Here is a 14,862-nt window from a genome sequence, read left to right as displayed (position 1 = left end):
TCAAGTCCATAGTTTTTGGCGCCAGTGTTGCCGATATTGACAAAGCGTCGCAGCGTACCTATCTGAGCACTCGGCTGAAGCGCCTGCCGTCCGCAAGGGCACATGTTCTACGGTGAAGTCTTCCACGCCAACCCGGTTTTTCCGGGCCGCGCGAACCAGCAAACATCGTCCCAAATCATTGGCGGTGCTTGGCAATGCGGGCTCCCAAGACGAAAATTCCGCCGTGGAGACTTTGACGATGCGCAAACCTGCATCCCATCTGACCACGACCGACCTCAAGACCGAGGCGCGCCAGTATCGTGCCGCCCAGCTCGACGCCGGCCGAACCATAAGCCAATCGCAAGCCCTTGAAATGGTTGCGAGATTTCACGGATTTAGGGACTGGAACACTGCCTCCGGCGTGCTTCCCGTTACCCGCGGCCCGGCCTATGCCGTCAGCCAGCAGGTCTCGGGAACCTATCTCAAGCAGCCCTTCACCGGCACCATCATCGGCGTCAAGGCGCTGGGGGCAGGGGAGATGTTCCGCCTGACCATCCAGTTCGACGAACCTGTCGATGTCGTTGCGTTCGATAGCTTTTCCGCCTTCCGCCAGCGGGTCGACGCCACCGTCAATCGCGACGGTATCTCGCCCTCCCGCACCAGCGACGGCCAGCCGCACATGGTCCTGGCCCGGGCCTGAACCAGACCGGGGCGCTCCCAGCGCCCCGGTTTTTCTCGGGCAGGTCTTGCATTCATCGGTAAACTACGATGAACTGCCGTCCACTTTGCAAAGCCACAAGATTGGAGTCCCCATGCCCGAGCAGACACAACCCATCGAGCTCTACTATTTCCCCACGCCCAATGGGCATAAGGTCTCGATAATGCTCGAGGAATTGGGCGTCCCCTACACGGTCCACGCCATCCACATCGGCAAGGGCGATCAGTTTAAGCCCGAGTTTCTGGCCATTTCGCCCAACAACAAGATCCCCGCCATCGTCGATCCACAGGGCCCTGGCGGCGCGCCCATTTCGGTCTTTGAATCCGGGGCGATCCTCAAATACCTCGCCGAAAAATTCGGTCGGTTCTATCCCAGTGATCCGCGCAGCAGGGTGGAAGTGGACGAATGGCTGTTCTGGCAGATGGGCGGTTTCGGCCCGATGCTCGGCCAGAACCATCATTTCAAGCAATATGCGCCTGAAAAGATTCGGTATGCGATCGATCGCTACGTCAACGAAACCCACCGGCTCTATGGCGTGCTCAACAAGCAGCTCGAGGGCCAGGACTACATTGCCGGTGACTATTCCATCGCCGACATGGCGTCATTGAGCTGGTCGCTCGGTTGGGAAAAGCAGGGCATGGACCTCAGCGAATTCCCCAACGTTGCCGCCTGGCAAGAGCGCCTCAAGGCCCGCCCGGCCGTAGAACGCGGCCTCGCCGTCAAGCTGCCCGAGGACCAGCAGATGAACCTCGCTGACGACAAAGAGGCGCAAAAAGTCCTGTTTAATCAACGCGCCAACTAGCAGAAAAAAGGCGGCACCCGCGGGTGCCGCCTTTTTATTTGGCGCCGTTAGAGCGTGTCCGGTTAAAGTGGATGCCACTTTATGGGTTCGGACACGCGACAAATTAAAGACTTGGAGCAATTGAAGCGGTTCATAGAAGCGCTGAAATGCTCTAGGCGCTCACCAGCCGTTGCGATCGAACCAGTTATCAACCTCTTGTTTGGCCTCGTCTTTTGTCTTGCCATAGCGCTCCTGAATCTTTCCTTCGAGCTGCTCGCGCTTGCCGGCTACGGTATCGAGGTCGTCATCGGTCAGCTTGCCCCATTGTTCCTTGGCCTTGCCGGTAAACTGCTTCCAGTTGCCTTCCATCTGATCGCGGTTCATCTTGGCATTCTCCTTTTTTGTTCGCTGTCGTTGAAAACGGTTTGCCCGCCTCGCCGGTTCCACCGGCGCAAATTGTGCCTCGTCCACCCATTTTCACCTCCGGCGACAAAAACCCCTTGCACTTCCGCGACATTCCGGGCTACCACCCGCCTCGGAGAGGTGGCCGAGTGGTCGAAGGCGCGCCCCTGCTAAGGCAGAGTGAGAAGAGATTATTTCCTCTTTCTTTTCAATTCGGTGGCATCGTTTTCGATTTCAGGCTGTACGGCCGGCGTACGAACGGCCTCCCGCCCGACCTGGAACGCTTCGCGAACCTTTGTTCTCGCATCCTCTGAGTGGGCATAGGTTTTGAGCATCACCGAGGGGTCTGCCCATCGCCCTTCTTTGGCGGCTGATATAGGGTCAACGCCCTGCCGCACGATCATTTCCGTGCCATAGCCATGCCGACCTGCCGAATGCGGCGGCAGATACTCAATCCCCGCCTTGTCGCACGCTTCTTTCCAGCGACGATAGAGCGCCCCGCTTCTCCCCCCAGATATATAAAACACCCGGTCCCGCGCGGCGCCTCGATATGGTGGCGGCAGGTTGGCAATCATCGCCACTTCGTCAGGGTCCAATTCAACCCATTGCGCTGGGTGCCCTTTCGTCATTGGCAGGCGCACAAGCCCCGCGCTCAAATCCATGTCCTTGGATCTCGTCATCGCCAGTGACTGCGATATGCGGGCACCGTGCCGAAACATGAAATGTGCCAATGCGGACTCACGAGGGCCGGCGTGTTCCTTGAAGGCATTGAGCCATTCCCAGCTGCCGGGCGTTCGTGGTTTACGGCTTTCCTTGCCCCTGAACAGATCCTGGCGCTGCCGGTCCTCTTTGGTAAAGGCGCGCACTCTGATCGGCGGGCATTTCCCCAGATCGTGAGCGTTGTTGATAACGGCGCGTACGGGCGTAACCACTTGCCTCTGCCATGTGTCAGTTGAGGCCATAGGATAGAAGTCTTTGGCCAGCTTGCGGATAAATTGCGGGGTAATATCCTTGACCCGCATTTTCCCAATCTTGCGATTGATGGGAATGAGATACGATACTTCGTCGGGCTGGGCGTCGTAGAGGACGACACATGCAGCGAAGGTTATCTCGTCCTCTGGCTTTGGCGCGTCCGGTCCAAGGATAGCACGTTTCCGTGCCTGCGCTTCGATGGCACGGACCTTGGCTTGCGCGATTGCCTCATCAGATGTTCTGAGGCTTCTTCTGATGTAATCGCCGCTGTCAGCAGGTCGTCCACGGACCCACCATATCCCATCTCTTGGGTATAGTTCGAGTGGCATTCCGGTTCCTCAAAGATGCGATCGATGTGTTCGGGCAGAAGCACCATAGCTTTGCCCAAAACTCGGCATGCGCCAAGAGCCCTTGCGCGCTCCCGTAGCTTGCGCTCGGAAATGGTGATCCCGGCTGTGGATAGTTCGGCAACCCATTCGGTCGGGCTTTTGCCTTCGGACAAGATGCGAGGGGCTGTCATTCCAATGCCTCCGGCTCACATGCCGCAACGTCTTTCAATGTCAGTCGATGCGAATAGTACTTAGACCAGAAGAAATCGAGGTCGTCGCTTGGCAGCGTCTCAGGTGGAAGCCCTGCCGCCCGGTATAGCCGAGCTGTCACGCGGTTGAACAATTTCTCCCCAAACGACCAGATCGCGCCGTCCTCATTGAGAAACCACTCGCCGCGAACATGGTACTTGGCTAACTTCTCATGGATTGCCCGCTCTACATCGATGTGCGCTGTAAATGCCCAATGGGCTTTGAGCAGAAGCGGGTTTGCGCTTTGCAATCGATTCATGCGAACGTCTAAGTCGGTGGTGACGCCGATCTTCATGTGAAACGGGTCATCAGCGCAGCCGACGAAATACAGCGTCATCAGCTTGGCGCGGTCGATGCGATAGTCACGTTTCTTGCCGGCGCGAACCTGTGCTGGTGTCAAGAGGCTCATCACCGCTCCCCTTGTGACTTGCGGAGGGCGGTCCGAAGCTGCGAAGGCACGGCGATCATTTGAAAGCCCTGCGGCTTGACCTCAACCACATAGCGGAGCTTGCCCGCTGTCGTGTGGTAGGCAGAGACGATCACGCCATCCCATTGAGCCTCGCCGGTGAACTTCTCAACGGGCTGGCCATATGAATATTCGGCTTCGGCTGGCCACGCCGATCCTTGATTGTCACCAGCGGCATATCCGGCGTCGAAGCCGAGGCGACAAGCAGAAAGGTCATTCTTCGACCAGTGCTGTTCGGGGAAAGTGTTGCGCCATTCGAGGAATGCTTCGTTGGTCGCGGGGTTTCGCCAGTCGGTCATGACTGCCCTCCCTGTTTGGCTGGTAGAGCGGCGAGGGCGGCTCGGGCAACGATCTGGCACTGGTGTGAGGATATCTTCCCTTTACGCTGTGCGATGCGTTCCAGCGCCTCCGATAGTGTTGTGTTGAGGGCTTCGGCGGCTTTCAGAGCCTTGCCCCATGCTTCGGCATTTGCATCGGCCTCGGCAATCTCCCTCTGGGCAGCGTCGAGGGTGACGAGGGCAGCATCTTCCTTGGGGTCTCCGTGATGCGGAAGGTATAGCGCTCCGGACTGGCCCTTGTACGCCACCACCTCCATCTGCTCCCCGCCGGCAACCGGTGCATCATAGACGCGATACCCAACAACGTCGCGTGTATCCATATCGAGCAGGATCGCCACCCGCCCATCAATCTCTCGCACTACGGTTGGGCCGTCCTGATTGACGAACTCGGTAAATCCCGCTTCGTCGTTGCGCGTTTCGATATGTCTTGGCTCCCCGCTGGCAGGGGTTGGGGGTTGGGTGACCAGAACCAGCTCCACGCCCAGCGCCTTTGCCGCATCAGTCGCGCAATCCGGGCATAGCAGCCCACCATATTGATGTTCTGGATAATCGCCCAGTGTCTCAGGCTTAGGAGCGATCTTGGTCCATAAGTCGTTCGGCACGTTGTAGACGGCGGTGTAGCGACGATGGCATTTGTCGCACTGGTCGCCAACAGCTTCTGGCTTGGGGGTGGTGAGGGCGGAAATGATGCGGCTCTCATAATCCGCTTGAGCGGCGGCGATTGCAGCATCTCGACTTTCAGCCTTCATCGTTACGATGTGACCGCCGATAGACGTAGCCATGCCATTTGAGTTTATATCAGTTAAGTTGGCCCAAGCTCGCCAGCCCCGCGTTCGGTCTGGCTCTGCGATTATGTATTTGAGGCCGGCCCTACGACCTTCATTCCCGACCCACTCCAACGGCTTCACCACCACCCCTGCATCAGCGGGGGATTGGAGGGCTTCGAGGCGTTCCTTCGCAGCGCAAATCACGCTGCACACTTCGATAGCCTTCACTTCATTGCCCGGCAGCCTGGACGCGGCGAGCCACTTGGCGGCGTCGTCAAGGTCCGCAATCAATTCCTTATCGTCCATGTTGGTGGTCATGCTATTGCTCCTGAAATGAGTTGACGCGCTTCGTGAGCGGCTTTGTCGCGCTGCGCTGTTTAGGAGCGTGCTCGAAGCCCCTGGACTGGAGTTTGGACGGCTTGCGGATACCGAGATGCTTTTTGCGCTTCCGGGCGCTCACGGCCTTCTCTCGCACGTCCAGAGCGGTCTTTCCCCGGTGCTTGTCTCGCAAGGCAGGGAACAGGTTGCTTTCCCGATGCTCCCCGCCGTTTATCAACGCCACCTTATGATCCAAGTCCCATAGATCACCCGGCATGATTTTGCGCCCGGACAGGTGGCACATGCCGCCCTCTCGGTCGAAAATCCGAAGGCGCACCCGGTCTGGCACCTTCTGGTCATCGTGCTTGCCGATCCATTCGGGCACTTCACGAGACATGATTGCGCCCCTGTTGGGTTGCACGAAACACCGGACCATCGTCCAGAACGTCCGCAAACGCATACTTCTTGCGCACCAGGCTCCGCAGGTCCTTCTCCACCTCAATGCCCAGTTCACTTGCTGCTGCATCCCCAAGGCAGATAGAGCCGCGAGATACGAGGACGGTGAGGGTGCGGTGTTCGTCGTCAGTCAGGCGTCTCACCGTGTTTCTCCACGAAGTTTCGCCTCGGTATGCCCGCCATCGAGAACTTGGCTCGCCTTCCACGCGGTCAGGTCGGCGTGAACCTGGAGGTATTTGGTGCGAACGATGTAATCCCGTGCGCGCTCGCCTTTGAGGCGGAAGGGACGAACCTTGCCAATTCTGGTGTGAGTGCTCATGCGGCTTTCCTTTCGGGGTCAAAGGCGTAGCGATCAGGCGGAATGGTCAGTTCGATGCCAAATTCAGCATGGCGCTGGAAAACCAGTTCCATGTATTTGGTCATCTCCGGCACCTTCATGAGCCGCGTCACGGGTATATCCATGTCACGGATAGCCTCTAGCTTGGCCTCGTAGGGCAACGGGCGTATGCTCTTGTCGTAGGTTGCGCGGAACTTCTCATTGGACTGGCGCAGGATCGGCACGCCAATTTCCAGCTTGCACCGCGCACGAACGTCCTCGACGTGTTCGCCGGTCTGGTCTGCGATCTCGGCGTACCATTTATGCGAAAGGCGGTTCTGCTCATTGGAACGGTTCCGCCCGTCCTCTATCTGGACAGTGAAGGGCAGTTTGCGCCCGTCGAGATAGACCTTGAGCAATTCCAGTTCGTCAGCGTTCTTTACGGTGCGGGTCGGCATCAGATGCTCCCCAGCTTCGCAATGCTGAACCGCCGCGCTTCAAGGGCAGCAAGAATTTCGTCCTTCACATGCTGGGGCGCTGCCTTGAATCCGGCCCCGTCCAGAACCTCGTGCATGATGGTGGAATACTTGCCGCTATCGAGGCCGATGGAGCGGACGCGCTGCAACGTGGTCGTGAGGTATTCGCTTTGAGCGTCGAGCTGGGCGCGGGTCATGATGCGATCCTCGAACGAAGGTAATCGAGCGCTTCCTGGTATGTGCTGAAAATATCTGCGGCCACCCAAGTACGGCGCGGGAAGATGCCAAACAGCTTGGGGCGCGCGATCCTGCGCTGCACCACATAATGATCTGGCGCAGGGGTCACGGCGTTTGCAGTGCCTTTCGGGACAATTCGGTATTTCACAATCATTCTCTCTACCCCTGCTTGCCAATCCGGGCGGCGGGTTATTGGCCACGCCGCCCGCCCTTGGCGGTTGATCTATGCGGCGGCCTTGGCCAGCTTCGCCTCGATTTCCTTCTTGACCTCCAGCGCATCGCCCGGAGATTTTGCCCAGAACTGCTGGAGGCCAACGCGGTTCGCTTGCTGCCACTTATCGACGGTCGCGGCGTCGTTCTCACGGATGAACTCAATGGCGCGGTCGGCAAACTCGCCAACTGGCACGTTGTCCAGAGCCCAGCCATCGCCCCATGTGACGGTAATCGCACTGGCGGCACCGATGGCACGCATCCGGCGTTCTTCGTGTTCGCGCTCCACGATTTCGGTGGCGGAAGCGTCGATCGCAGCGGTTCGGTCCATTTCCTCTTGGACATAGACGCCGCTGAATTGGTCGGGCCAGCCTGCGCGCAATGCCTGCGCCTCGGCGCACTTCTCCAGCATTACCTTGGGCATTTTCACCCAGTTGCCGGATGCATCGAGGGTCTTTCTGCCGGTGGGGCGCCACTTGCCATTCTCGTTTTCACCCCATTCGTCAGCAATCGGGGCGAATTCGTCCCATTCAGCCTCGCCCTTGACCCGAAACCACTCGCCACGGTTGTCCTGCTGCCAGAGATAAACCGTGCAACTGACGATGCCCTTGGGATTGAGTGGGCCGATCAGGCTTTCGTCAAACTCCCATTCGGCCTTTTCGGACGCCGGGCGATAGTTCTGGCATCGCTGGGCGATGACCCTCAGGCCGTCGCGCGAAACGACAATGGACATGCGCCGCTTGTCGGGCTTGTCCTTGCTGAAAATTAGCGGGATGATCTGCTTGCGGAACGGGTCCAGCCCGAATGACCGGGACGTTTCCATGAACAGGTCGAATTCATCGCGATTGCAGTCCTTGGCCACCGTGTTTTTGATGACGGCCAACTGCGAACTGGTCAGGTCATAGGTCGTGATCTGCGACATGCTATTTGCTCCTTACCGATAGGCTCACGCTGCCGTTGTCGAGCGTGACGCCTGGGATTTTTTCGTCAGCCTTTAGCGCTTCGGCCAAGGCGGCTTTGTCGAGCTTCGGCGCGGGGCGCTCCTGCTCGATGAAGAACTTGCTCGGAATCTGGCTTTCATCCTTGATGACCAGTCCCGGCGCGTTCTTGCGGATCGTCAGCGTGGCCGAGGGGAGCCGAAGGGAAGTCTGCTCAGTCGTGAGCATGGCTTGCTCGATCAGCGCCTTGACCCGCTTCTTGCGTTCGTCCACACTGCGCTTTCTGGCCGTGAACGTTTCAATCTTGGCCTTGAGCCCTTCGCTCAGTACGTCGCATTCGTCCATTTCGGACAGCGCCGCTTCGATGGCTTCCAGAAGCCCGGTTTCGCCCTCGATGGCATCAGCGATAAGCTCAGCGTCGTCATGGTCAGCAAGAGAGACAACCAGCGTCTTGGCCGCTTCTGTCTGGCGCCTTAGCTGATATTCGGTTGCCTCGGTCATGCGACTTTCCTTTCGCGTATCAGTTTCTGTTCAAGCTCGATTGCTGTGTTTATGTCTGAGGTAGGCGGGCCGTATCCGTTGACCCTGCCGTCCAGTGCCTCTTGAATGAGGGCGGTTAGCGCTTCCAGATCACCGGCATCGGATAGGGCGCGGGCCTTCTGATCGAAAAAGCAGAGAAAGGGGTCGGTCATACTGCCTCCGGGTCGAAGTCATCGGGGGCGCCGCACTGGTCGCAGCCGCTATCCTCAAGTCCTTCCTCGAACTCGTCCCATTCTTCATCGCTGTCGAAGTGGAATTCAGGCTTGAGGCAATTCCCGCAGAAATTGCACCAGAAGCCGTGATCGTTGCGGGTGTACCAAGCGAACATCACGCCCACCCAAGAGACTGGAACACAGTCTCCCCGTGACGCCATTGGAAGGCGAACCACATCACCAGAGCCAGCCCACCACCACATGCAAAGGCGGATATGAGGGTGTTGCGGAGGGTCATGGCTTTGACCCCGTGGCTTTGGCTATGGCGTCCGAGACTTGATCGTAGACAGCCTGCGCTTCTGGTGTTCGCCCATACGGACCTATGTTTGCGTCAGAATTGGCTATCGCTGCTTTCAGCGCTTCCAGCATTTCGTCGACGGCATCGACTGCCGGTGTCACTTCGACCATTTCGGTGATGGTGCTGCCGGGGTATTCAGCCTGAACCTTCACGGCTATCGCCCCCTCTTGCCACAGGCCGATATTGACGCCAGTGGTCGAGTGTAGCGCGAACCAGCGCGCATGCTTCACTGCCCCGCTCATTGCTTCGCCCCCGCTGTTTCGAACACGAATGAATGGCCGGGCGAACCGATGACCAAATACCGAAGCCCATCGCGCACGTACTTCTTGGACTTCACGAACGCTTCGATCTGCTCGGCGCTTTGGTGCTCTTTGCCCCAAACTGGACCGGCATCCTCGAACCAATCGACGTTGAGGAATGGGATCGGATTGCCGCCACTGTGACAGAATCCGTTCGCCATGCGGTCACGTGTCGGGAGTTCGTAAACGTAGTAAAAGTTGCTCTCGCTCATGCTGCGTCCTTTCCAAGAGCCTTGCGCGCTGCCAGTTCGGCTGCGGTGCACTGCTCGAATGCGTTGATGGTGGTGGTCTGACGGATCGCGTCTGGCGCGATCATCATGGCAAGGGCTTTCTGGCACTGCTCAAGGGCGGTGCGCTGGGCCAGAGCGGCGTTCATGGCGGCAACCACGGCGACCGCGTGTTGGGTCTTGAGGTTGCTTACGAGCGCGCCCTGATCGTCATAGACGTTGGCGTAGTTTGCCTCACCTTCGGGACCGTAGTTGATGCTGTAGCGCCACACGCCCATCACGCGACCCTCCGGGCACAAACAGCGTCGGGGTCGAATACGGTCAGCTTGGCCTTGGCGATGAAATCATCATCGGCCAGCGCCTTCTCTGCGACCTGCGAGGCAATAGCGATGGAAAGCGGAGTGCCCTTGTAGAGGCTGATGCCATCCACACGAACGTCCTCGACGCGAACGTCCTCGCCTATAACCTCGACCTCGATCATGCAGGGCAGGTCCTCGGAGATCAGGACGCCGGTGATTTCGTCGGTGATGTCTGTCGTGTAGGGGATCATGGTCTTTGCCTCCGGTGAGGTTGAGGGGGTGGCTTAGGCGGCAATATCGAGGTAGGCCCCGATCACTTGCGCCGCTGGTCTCGGGTCGATGGCGTTGCCGAAGGCGCGCAGCTTAGCCACACGGGCGGGAACCCCAGTTCCCAGCCAGCGAACTCCGGGTGAAGGGATGTGCCGCCATTTTCGGTCGGGAAATTGAAGGTATTCGCGGCCACCGATATGAAGGATTTCAGCGCCAAACCGCCCTGTCTGTTCGGCGGCACCTTCGCCCCCGTGCCCTCGTTGGCTCGGCATGTCGGATAGAGCCCGAACATCAACTTTCGTATCGCTACCTGGCCCGCCGAATTCCCCGCCTCGTTGTACCCAGGCTTCGCCGGAGCGTTCGAAGTCATGGTCGGCCACAAACCAAAAGCGGTCGCGGAGATGGTCAGCGCCCGCGCTCGCGGCCTCCACAGGGATTGCCCCCACGGCGTATTCCAAGGCTTCCAGATCACTTCGCACGTTGGCGAGCCAAGCAGCCGCGCTCGCAACCTGTTCGCCAAAGACGACTGTAGGTCTGCACTCCGAAATGAGGCGCTTGAACTCCGGCCAGAGATGACGTTCATCATCGAAACCTTTGCGGCTTCCGGCGTTGGAGAACGGCTGGCAAGGGCAAGAGCCTGTCCAGATGGCGCGGTCGTCAGGCCATCCAGCAAGTCGAGCTGCAAGGCTCCATCCGCCGATGCCTGCGAAGAAATGGCATTGGGTGTAGCCTTCAAGGTCGCTCGGCTGGACATCGATGATGCTCCGTTCGTCAACATCGCCAGCGGCGATCAGGTCTTGTTCGATGAGGTTCCGCAGCCATTGGGCGGCGTACGGGTCAAATTCGTTGTAGTAAGCCCGTGTCATGCCGCACCTGCCGCAATCTCACGGGCCATGCCGATGGACGGGCAGACGCGAACCAGCTTGTTGGACGCATAGACGTAGAAGTCGTCGCCATGGCTTTCCGTGACGCGCCAGATTTCGATGCTTCCGTATTTCGCTACCAGTTCCATCATCGTCTCCATCTGTTCTGAGAAGATCGGCCCGGTAGGGGTCTTCTCGGGGGTTGGGGTTTAAGCGGCATTTGCCTGTGCAGTGGCCTTGATCGAGAAGGGGCCGTTGCTGGCCATCTCGTTCGCCATCTCGGCGGCTTCCGCGCCAAGTTCATCGATTTCGGTCTGGGCAAAGGTCAGGCGCAAAGCGCGGTCGGCGCACTCGCCCTGATCGGCAGTGATCTGGATGATTTCCAGAGCCATCTTGCGGATCGTCACGGTGCGGTGATTGGAGCGCTGGGCGTGCCAGTTCTTGATGATCTGGCCGGACGCTACGGCCCAATCCTTCCCGCTGCCGGAAACATGCCCCTCGCGGGTAATGCCGGTAGGATAAAGCGATAGGGAACAATCGCCGTTGGCCCGAATGCTGGCGTAGGTGTCGGATTTAGGTCCAGCATCGCTGCCCAGTTCGATAAGGAAGGCGCCAACCTCTTTCGGCGTTGCGTTCGCTTTCAGCTTTTCCATTTCCGTCCTCGCTCCATCTAGCGTTGGGGGTGGTGTGTTGATAAATGTCGTTGTAGCGCAGAACGCTACTACATGCAATAGTGTTGTAGCGGAAAAATGCACAAAGATTGCAAGCGGAGAAAAACGCGCTAGAATCGCACGCACAGAAAACCCGCCTCGGATGGTCCGGGCGGGCTAGGAGGTTAAGGTGATGATTGAGGTTGGTTCGTTGCGCTCGGGTGCGGAAGTGTTATGGGAGGCTCCTCCCGAACTTCGTATTCATGAGCTTCGTGTATCGGATCATGGGAAAATAGAAATTCGGGCAGAGGTGTGTTTATCGCGGCAGATCAAGGACGATTCGCGATGCAAACGATAGCTACTGAACAGACCGCTTCAAAAGCGACCTTACTTCATCAAACATGGCGTCGAGTCGGTCGAACCGATCTGGCTCTATTTGAATTACGAGTTCAAGGCCGCTCTGAAGCATCATCTTCCACGCAATCTGCCCCTCCGGGTTCATCGCAATGTGGAACCCAACAGGCTTCAACGCCTGATTTGACAGAACCTCGCCATCAGGAAGGCTGGACTGTAGTTCCGCTCGATGCCCTGTCAATGCAATTATGGCAGCAGGAATAGCATGAACATGGAACTTGAGCGCGTAAGGTTCGCCGTTCTCAGCCAGAAATAACAGATCGACGGTCTTGGCTTCCCTGTCGATCTTGCTGCCATTGACGGCCACCAATGGCGGCGCGGTTTTCACTTCCATTCCCCCTCCTTGCCTTACGGCTACATCGGTAAGATCGAGAACCGGACGCGTCCGATGATGCGCGGCTCGTTCTCTGGAAATATCGTTTCGTGTTCAAACGTCGATACCGGCTCAAACCGATCGGGGCCGGGGCGATATCTCTTATAGGTCGCTTTTCCTTCGCCATCATCGATCACATAACAGGCGTTGGGCACCAGACGCTTGTCCTTACGATTCACCAATATCCGGCTTCCTGGTGGTGAAACTCGGTCCATAGACGTGCCATCGACTTCTAGTGCCACCCAATCCCCCGGCGGCAGGTCGGCAACGTGCAATATATCCCGCGCCTCGTCACGAACATCATCGGCTAGCAATGCGCCGGCGCTTATCATGGCGAGCAGGGGCACCTCTATCGCGCCGCCCGTCGATTCATTCGGGGCCGGGTACCCCGTGATCTCCGCAATTGCGAAAACCTCACTGGCGCTGACTTCGCGTTCACCGCGAGCAATCTTGCTTGGGATAGATCGGTCTGGGGTGCTGATTACCCGGCGCTCGTGTAGTCGGCGGGCAAGATCCGATCCCGACATGTCTGCGTTGTCCATGGCATCGACAACCCATCGGTTGATGGCAGGAATACCGGGCAGCGCTGTGAGTTTTCTTGGCATGCCGGATCAGTAGCCCAATGTCGCTACAACGTCTGTGCAGAAAGTCGCTACAACAGGCTTGATTGATGAAGCGATAACCGCTACAACAATCGACCTATGGAACCTGCAAGCACGATCATCACAAAACTGGGTGGGCCGAACGCGGTAGCTGAAATTACCGGCGTTCATCGCACTCGTGTGTCCAACTGGAAACGGTCGAAGGCCGTGGGTGGGACGGGAGGTACAATTCCCTTCAACCACGTGCCAAAGCTGCTCGACGCGGCCCGTGAACGGGGCATCCCCCTTTCTGCCGACGACTTCCTGCCCGCTCCCAAAGAGGAATCGGCAGCATGAGCGAAACAAAGATTTCTGTCGTTCCGTTCGAGACGAACCACAAGCCGAACGCGGACGGTGATGTTGCCAGCCTCGTTCGCCGTCTCATCGCCGTCGAGGACCGGATCGATGCCGAGAACAAGATGAAGGCTTTGGTCTTCGCCGAGGCTCGTATTGCCGGTGTCGATATCGGGGCTCTGAAATCGGTCGTCCGCATTTGTCGTTATCTGCCGCAGAGCAAAGCGGATGGAATGTCCGACCTGTCCGATACCGTCAAACAGTATCTCGACGTGGTGACAGGCAAGCCAAGAGGGGGCGTTTAATTGTTTTCGTCCGCACGCCTCAAAGAAATCGTTTCCGAAGCTCGCCCGTATATTGAGCGGCAGATGGACGATGCCGATATGATTTCCGGCTTCCGCGATGTTGTCGCCGCCGAGGGTGGGGACTGGTCCGCGCTCAAGGCTCTCATCAAAGCTCAAATCAAAGATGAGCGCGACGAGACCGGCAAAGGCAGTCACGTCCAGAAGATTTTGGACAAGGCAGAATTTTCGTCTGGATACGCCGACATGCTCGGCTGGTCGAATATGAACGAACAAAATTTTTCTTCCGAACCGCAGGTTGCCCCCCAGCCTGCGCAGTCGCTCCCGGTTCAAGATGATCCGGTTGTTACACCCTCGACGGGGCAGGGTGGCGACGAAAGCCCCGTCAACAATTCGCCGGAAACGGCGAACGAGACTCCCTCGACGGACACACGCGTTGAGGGCAGGGGGGTGCACACTGTGCACCCCCTTCAGGATCAGTCGGAAATAACACCTTCCACAGTCGTTCAATTCAACCGCGACGAAACAACCGAAGAACGCTGCCTGCGCCTTCGGCCTCATTGCCTCAATCCAAGTGCCTGTGCCGGTGTCGGTAAGAACCATTGTTTTGGTTGCCGCAAGGCTGTCACAAGCATGACCGGGGAGTCCGCATGAAAGCCCTATCCAGTTTCATTGTTAAGCCCTCCATTTCTCCCGGCACCATGGTTGTCGCTGTTCTGGCTGGCAATTCTCTATCGAACGGCCACTGGCTCACGGCAGCGATTGTCTTTGTTGTCGGCATGGTTCTGCTTGGCCTGATCGCCTTTGCCGCAGGAGAAGCATAATGCCCCTTCTCCACACCATAGGTCTGATCTGGATTTGTCTGGCGATCCCGGCTTCGATCATCTGCTTCGCCTGCCTCATCGTTGGCGCTCGTGCTGATGGGGGTGGAGATGAATAGGCCCCCGAAGGACATAACCGAAGCCGCTGAGCGCGTTTACAACAAGCTTGGGCGCGGCTCCAACGACGACATTCTCGCCATTGCAAAAGCGTTGGCAGATGAGCGCGAACGATGCGCCGTCATTGCCGACGATATGCGCGACCAGGATGGAATGGACGCTGCGCCGTGCATTTTCATCGCGGCCCAAATTCGTGCGGGGTACGGCCCACTATGACTAGCCCCACCCTCTACACCCTCACCATGTGGTCTTGCCTCCCTGCAATTGCCCTTCTGATGGCTAAAGCGTGG

Annotated in this window: 31 protein-coding genes and 1 tRNA gene; 8 read left to right on the top strand and 24 right to left on the bottom strand. The window is 58.1% G+C overall.

Features of this window, described 5'->3' with window-relative positions:
- Positions 1-238: 238 nt before the first annotated feature.
- Together OF122_RS13240 and OF122_RS13235 are read left to right on the top strand one after the other, a co-directional pair.
- Positions 239-679, top strand: a complete 441-nt coding sequence (locus tag OF122_RS13240) for a glyoxalase superfamily protein (RefSeq protein WP_264224686.1) — start codon at positions 239-241, stop codon at positions 677-679.
- Between the two features lie 112 nt (positions 680-791).
- Positions 792-1,499, top strand: coding sequence for a glutathione S-transferase N-terminal domain-containing protein (locus OF122_RS13235; RefSeq protein WP_264224685.1), 708 nt, complete (start codon positions 792-794; stop codon positions 1,497-1,499).
- A 159-nt stretch (positions 1,500-1,658) separates the two neighbouring features.
- On the opposite strand, the gene OF122_RS13230 is transcribed toward OF122_RS13235, so the two are convergent.
- On the bottom strand, positions 1,659-1,862 hold the full coding sequence (locus tag OF122_RS13230; RefSeq protein WP_264227663.1) for a CsbD family protein: 204 nt from the start codon (positions 1,860-1,862) through the stop codon (positions 1,659-1,661).
- 153 nt (positions 1,863-2,015) lie between these two features.
- On the opposite strand from OF122_RS13230, the gene OF122_RS13225 reads away from it, so the two are divergent.
- Positions 2,016-2,091, top strand: a tRNA-OTHER gene (locus OF122_RS13225).
- Here OF122_RS13225 and OF122_RS13220 read toward each other — a convergent pair.
- The 23 genes from OF122_RS13220 to OF122_RS13110 all read right to left on the bottom strand — a co-directional run bounded on the left by OF122_RS13220 (position 2,072) and on the right by OF122_RS13110 (position 12,939).
- Positions 2,072-3,181 (bottom strand): tyrosine-type recombinase/integrase, encoded by a 1,110-nt coding sequence (locus tag OF122_RS13220; protein WP_264224684.1) that lies wholly within the window; start codon positions 3,179-3,181, stop codon positions 2,072-2,074. The genes OF122_RS13225 and OF122_RS13220 overlap by 20 nt on opposite strands.
- A gap of 187 nt (positions 3,182-3,368) precedes the next feature.
- Positions 3,369-3,839 (bottom strand): GIY-YIG nuclease family protein, encoded by a 471-nt coding sequence (locus OF122_RS13215; protein ID WP_264224683.1) that lies wholly within the window; start codon positions 3,837-3,839, stop codon positions 3,369-3,371.
- The gene (locus OF122_RS13210) at positions 3,839-4,195 is read right to left on the bottom strand and encodes a hypothetical protein (RefSeq protein WP_264224682.1); all 357 of its coding nucleotides are present in this window, start codon (positions 4,193-4,195) and stop codon (positions 3,839-3,841) included. The genes OF122_RS13215 and OF122_RS13210 overlap by 1 nt, the downstream gene beginning before the upstream one ends.
- Entirely contained in the window at positions 4,192-5,319 is a 1,128-nt protein-coding gene (locus tag OF122_RS13205) for a hypothetical protein (protein ID WP_264224681.1), read from the bottom strand. Before OF122_RS13205 ends, OF122_RS13210 begins: the two co-directional genes overlap by 4 nt.
- Before the next feature lies 1 nt (position 5,320).
- Positions 5,321-5,716, bottom strand: a complete 396-nt coding sequence (locus OF122_RS13200) for an HNH endonuclease (protein WP_264224680.1) — start codon at positions 5,714-5,716, stop codon at positions 5,321-5,323.
- Positions 5,706-5,918 (bottom strand): hypothetical protein, encoded by a 213-nt coding sequence (locus OF122_RS13195; RefSeq protein WP_264224679.1) that lies wholly within the window; start codon positions 5,916-5,918, stop codon positions 5,706-5,708. The genes OF122_RS13200 and OF122_RS13195 overlap by 11 nt, the downstream gene beginning before the upstream one ends.
- Complete coding sequence (locus tag OF122_RS13190) at positions 5,915-6,094, bottom strand: hypothetical protein (RefSeq protein ID WP_264224678.1); 180 nt, start codon at positions 6,092-6,094, stop codon at positions 5,915-5,917. The genes OF122_RS13195 and OF122_RS13190 overlap by 4 nt, the downstream gene beginning before the upstream one ends.
- Entirely contained in the window at positions 6,091-6,549 is a 459-nt protein-coding gene (locus OF122_RS13185) for a hypothetical protein (protein WP_264224677.1), read from the bottom strand. The genes OF122_RS13190 and OF122_RS13185 overlap by 4 nt, the downstream gene beginning before the upstream one ends.
- Entirely contained in the window at positions 6,549-6,764 is a 216-nt protein-coding gene (locus OF122_RS13180; RefSeq protein ID WP_264224676.1) for a hypothetical protein, read from the bottom strand. Before OF122_RS13180 ends, OF122_RS13185 begins: the two co-directional genes overlap by 1 nt.
- Positions 6,761-6,958 carry a hypothetical protein gene (locus OF122_RS13175; protein ID WP_264224675.1) on the bottom strand — a complete coding sequence of 66 codons (198 nt, stop codon included), beginning with the start codon at positions 6,956-6,958 and terminating at the stop codon, positions 6,761-6,763. The genes OF122_RS13180 and OF122_RS13175 overlap by 4 nt, the downstream gene beginning before the upstream one ends.
- A gap of 69 nt (positions 6,959-7,027) precedes the next feature.
- Complete coding sequence (gene bet / locus OF122_RS13170) at positions 7,028-7,936, bottom strand: phage recombination protein Bet (RefSeq protein WP_264224674.1); 909 nt, start codon at positions 7,934-7,936, stop codon at positions 7,028-7,030.
- Between the two features lies 1 nt (position 7,937).
- Positions 7,938-8,453 carry a siphovirus Gp157 family protein gene (locus OF122_RS13165; protein ID WP_264224673.1) on the bottom strand — a complete coding sequence of 172 codons (516 nt, stop codon included), beginning with the start codon at positions 8,451-8,453 and terminating at the stop codon, positions 7,938-7,940.
- The gene (locus OF122_RS13160) at positions 8,450-8,644 is read right to left on the bottom strand and encodes a hypothetical protein (RefSeq protein ID WP_264224672.1); all 195 of its coding nucleotides are present in this window, start codon (positions 8,642-8,644) and stop codon (positions 8,450-8,452) included. Before OF122_RS13160 ends, OF122_RS13165 begins: the two co-directional genes overlap by 4 nt.
- The gene (locus tag OF122_RS13155; protein WP_264224671.1) at positions 8,641-8,820 is read right to left on the bottom strand and encodes a hypothetical protein; all 180 of its coding nucleotides are present in this window, start codon (positions 8,818-8,820) and stop codon (positions 8,641-8,643) included. Before OF122_RS13155 ends, OF122_RS13160 begins: the two co-directional genes overlap by 4 nt.
- 118 nt (positions 8,821-8,938) lie before the next feature.
- Positions 8,939-9,244, bottom strand: coding sequence for a hypothetical protein (locus tag OF122_RS13150; protein WP_264224670.1), 306 nt, complete (start codon positions 9,242-9,244; stop codon positions 8,939-8,941).
- Positions 9,241-9,513, bottom strand: a complete 273-nt coding sequence (locus OF122_RS13145) for a hypothetical protein (protein WP_264224669.1) — start codon at positions 9,511-9,513, stop codon at positions 9,241-9,243. The genes OF122_RS13150 and OF122_RS13145 overlap by 4 nt, the downstream gene beginning before the upstream one ends.
- Positions 9,510-9,809, bottom strand: coding sequence for a hypothetical protein (locus OF122_RS13140; protein WP_264224668.1), 300 nt, complete (start codon positions 9,807-9,809; stop codon positions 9,510-9,512). The genes OF122_RS13145 and OF122_RS13140 overlap by 4 nt, the downstream gene beginning before the upstream one ends.
- Complete coding sequence (locus OF122_RS13135) at positions 9,806-10,078, bottom strand: hypothetical protein (RefSeq protein WP_264224667.1); 273 nt, start codon at positions 10,076-10,078, stop codon at positions 9,806-9,808. The genes OF122_RS13140 and OF122_RS13135 overlap by 4 nt, the downstream gene beginning before the upstream one ends.
- Before the next feature lie 33 nt (positions 10,079-10,111).
- Positions 10,112-10,963, bottom strand: a complete 852-nt coding sequence (locus tag OF122_RS13130; protein ID WP_264224666.1) for a DNA cytosine methyltransferase — start codon at positions 10,961-10,963, stop codon at positions 10,112-10,114.
- Positions 10,960-11,109 carry a hypothetical protein gene (locus tag OF122_RS13125; RefSeq protein WP_264224665.1) on the bottom strand — a complete coding sequence of 50 codons (150 nt, stop codon included), beginning with the start codon at positions 11,107-11,109 and terminating at the stop codon, positions 10,960-10,962. The genes OF122_RS13130 and OF122_RS13125 overlap by 4 nt, the downstream gene beginning before the upstream one ends.
- A gap of 60 nt (positions 11,110-11,169) precedes the next feature.
- The gene (locus OF122_RS13120) at positions 11,170-11,613 is read right to left on the bottom strand and encodes a hypothetical protein (RefSeq protein WP_264224664.1); all 444 of its coding nucleotides are present in this window, start codon (positions 11,611-11,613) and stop codon (positions 11,170-11,172) included.
- Positions 11,614-11,968: 355 nt separating this feature from the next.
- Positions 11,969-12,358 (bottom strand): hypothetical protein, encoded by a 390-nt coding sequence (locus tag OF122_RS13115; RefSeq protein ID WP_264224663.1) that lies wholly within the window; start codon positions 12,356-12,358, stop codon positions 11,969-11,971.
- A gap of 20 nt (positions 12,359-12,378) precedes the next feature.
- Positions 12,379-12,939 (bottom strand): S24 family peptidase, encoded by a 561-nt coding sequence (locus OF122_RS13110; RefSeq protein ID WP_264224662.1) that lies wholly within the window; start codon positions 12,937-12,939, stop codon positions 12,379-12,381.
- A gap of 159 nt (positions 12,940-13,098) precedes the next feature.
- Between OF122_RS13110 and OF122_RS19760 the strand changes: the two genes are divergently transcribed.
- The 5 genes from OF122_RS19760 to OF122_RS13090 all read left to right on the top strand — a co-directional run bounded on the left by OF122_RS19760 (position 13,099) and on the right by OF122_RS13090 (position 14,788).
- The gene (locus OF122_RS19760; RefSeq protein WP_408636239.1) at positions 13,099-13,335 is read left to right on the top strand and encodes a carph-isopro domain-containing protein; all 237 of its coding nucleotides are present in this window, start codon (positions 13,099-13,101) and stop codon (positions 13,333-13,335) included.
- On the top strand, positions 13,332-13,637 hold the full coding sequence (locus tag OF122_RS13105) for a hypothetical protein (RefSeq protein ID WP_264224661.1): 306 nt from the start codon (positions 13,332-13,334) through the stop codon (positions 13,635-13,637). Before OF122_RS19760 ends, OF122_RS13105 begins: the two co-directional genes overlap by 4 nt.
- Complete coding sequence (locus OF122_RS13100) at positions 13,638-14,288, top strand: hypothetical protein (RefSeq protein ID WP_264224660.1); 651 nt, start codon at positions 13,638-13,640, stop codon at positions 14,286-14,288.
- Positions 14,285-14,458, top strand: a complete 174-nt coding sequence (locus tag OF122_RS13095) for a hypothetical protein (RefSeq protein ID WP_264224659.1) — start codon at positions 14,285-14,287, stop codon at positions 14,456-14,458. The genes OF122_RS13100 and OF122_RS13095 overlap by 4 nt, the downstream gene beginning before the upstream one ends.
- Before the next feature lie 108 nt (positions 14,459-14,566).
- Entirely contained in the window at positions 14,567-14,788 is a 222-nt protein-coding gene (locus OF122_RS13090) for a hypothetical protein (protein ID WP_264224658.1), read from the top strand.
- Positions 14,789-14,862 lie beyond the last annotated feature (74 nt).

This window comes from Pelagibacterium flavum, assembly GCF_025854335.1.
GTDB classification, from domain to species: domain Bacteria; phylum Pseudomonadota; class Alphaproteobacteria; order Rhizobiales; family Devosiaceae; genus Pelagibacterium; species Pelagibacterium flavum.
Note: the sequence above shows the minus strand (reverse complement) of the source record. Positions and strands in the feature narration are given on the sequence as shown.

Bases quoted from the DNA above. Each gene is read 5' to 3' on its own strand.
- OF122_RS13240 (WP_264224686.1), top strand. From the start codon at position 239: ATGCGCAAACCTGCATCCCATCTGACCACGACCGACCTCAAGACCGAG.
- OF122_RS13235 (WP_264224685.1), top strand. From the start codon at position 792: ATGCCCGAGCAGACACAACCCATCGAGCTCTACTATTTCCCCACGCCC.
- OF122_RS13230 (WP_264227663.1), bottom strand. From the start codon at position 1,862: ATGAACCGCGATCAGATGGAAGGCAACTGGAAGCAGTTTACCGGCAAG.
- OF122_RS13220 (WP_264224684.1), bottom strand. From the start codon at position 3,181: ATGCCACTCGAACTATACCCAAGAGATGGGATATGGTGGGTCCGTGGA.
- OF122_RS13215 (WP_264224683.1), bottom strand. From the start codon at position 3,839: ATGAGCCTCTTGACACCAGCACAGGTTCGCGCCGGCAAGAAACGTGAC.
- OF122_RS13210 (WP_264224682.1), bottom strand. From the start codon at position 4,195: ATGACCGACTGGCGAAACCCCGCGACCAACGAAGCATTCCTCGAATGG.
- OF122_RS13205 (WP_264224681.1), bottom strand. From the start codon at position 5,319: ATGACCACCAACATGGACGATAAGGAATTGATTGCGGACCTTGACGAC.
- OF122_RS13200 (WP_264224680.1), bottom strand. From the start codon at position 5,716: ATGTCTCGTGAAGTGCCCGAATGGATCGGCAAGCACGATGACCAGAAG.
- OF122_RS13190 (WP_264224678.1), bottom strand. From the start codon at position 6,094: ATGAGCACTCACACCAGAATTGGCAAGGTTCGTCCCTTCCGCCTCAAA.
- OF122_RS13185 (WP_264224677.1), bottom strand. From the start codon at position 6,549: ATGCCGACCCGCACCGTAAAGAACGCTGACGAACTGGAATTGCTCAAG.
- OF122_RS13180 (WP_264224676.1), bottom strand. From the start codon at position 6,764: ATGACCCGCGCCCAGCTCGACGCTCAAAGCGAATACCTCACGACCACG.
- OF122_RS13175 (WP_264224675.1), bottom strand. From the start codon at position 6,958: ATGATTGTGAAATACCGAATTGTCCCGAAAGGCACTGCAAACGCCGTG.
- bet (WP_264224674.1), bottom strand. From the start codon at position 7,936: ATGTCGCAGATCACGACCTATGACCTGACCAGTTCGCAGTTGGCCGTC.
- OF122_RS13165 (WP_264224673.1), bottom strand. From the start codon at position 8,453: ATGACCGAGGCAACCGAATATCAGCTAAGGCGCCAGACAGAAGCGGCC.
- OF122_RS13160 (WP_264224672.1), bottom strand. From the start codon at position 8,644: ATGACCGACCCCTTTCTCTGCTTTTTCGATCAGAAGGCCCGCGCCCTA.
- OF122_RS13155 (WP_264224671.1), bottom strand. From the start codon at position 8,820: ATGTTCGCTTGGTACACCCGCAACGATCACGGCTTCTGGTGCAATTTC.
- OF122_RS13150 (WP_264224670.1), bottom strand. From the start codon at position 9,244: ATGAGCGGGGCAGTGAAGCATGCGCGCTGGTTCGCGCTACACTCGACC.
- OF122_RS13145 (WP_264224669.1), bottom strand. From the start codon at position 9,513: ATGAGCGAGAGCAACTTTTACTACGTTTACGAACTCCCGACACGTGAC.
- OF122_RS13135 (WP_264224667.1), bottom strand. From the start codon at position 10,078: ATGATCCCCTACACGACAGACATCACCGACGAAATCACCGGCGTCCTG.
- OF122_RS13130 (WP_264224666.1), bottom strand. From the start codon at position 10,963: ATGACACGGGCTTACTACAACGAATTTGACCCGTACGCCGCCCAATGG.
- OF122_RS13125 (WP_264224665.1), bottom strand. From the start codon at position 11,109: ATGGAACTGGTAGCGAAATACGGAAGCATCGAAATCTGGCGCGTCACG.
- OF122_RS13120 (WP_264224664.1), bottom strand. From the start codon at position 11,613: ATGGAAAAGCTGAAAGCGAACGCAACGCCGAAAGAGGTTGGCGCCTTC.
- OF122_RS13115 (WP_264224663.1), bottom strand. From the start codon at position 12,358: ATGGAAGTGAAAACCGCGCCGCCATTGGTGGCCGTCAATGGCAGCAAG.
- OF122_RS13110 (WP_264224662.1), bottom strand. From the start codon at position 12,939: ATGGACAACGCAGACATGTCGGGATCGGATCTTGCCCGCCGACTACAC.
- OF122_RS19760 (WP_408636239.1), top strand. From the start codon at position 13,099: ATGGAACCTGCAAGCACGATCATCACAAAACTGGGTGGGCCGAACGCG.
- OF122_RS13105 (WP_264224661.1), top strand. From the start codon at position 13,332: ATGAGCGAAACAAAGATTTCTGTCGTTCCGTTCGAGACGAACCACAAG.
- OF122_RS13095 (WP_264224659.1), top strand. From the start codon at position 14,285: ATGAAAGCCCTATCCAGTTTCATTGTTAAGCCCTCCATTTCTCCCGGC.
- OF122_RS13090 (WP_264224658.1), top strand. From the start codon at position 14,567: ATGAATAGGCCCCCGAAGGACATAACCGAAGCCGCTGAGCGCGTTTAC.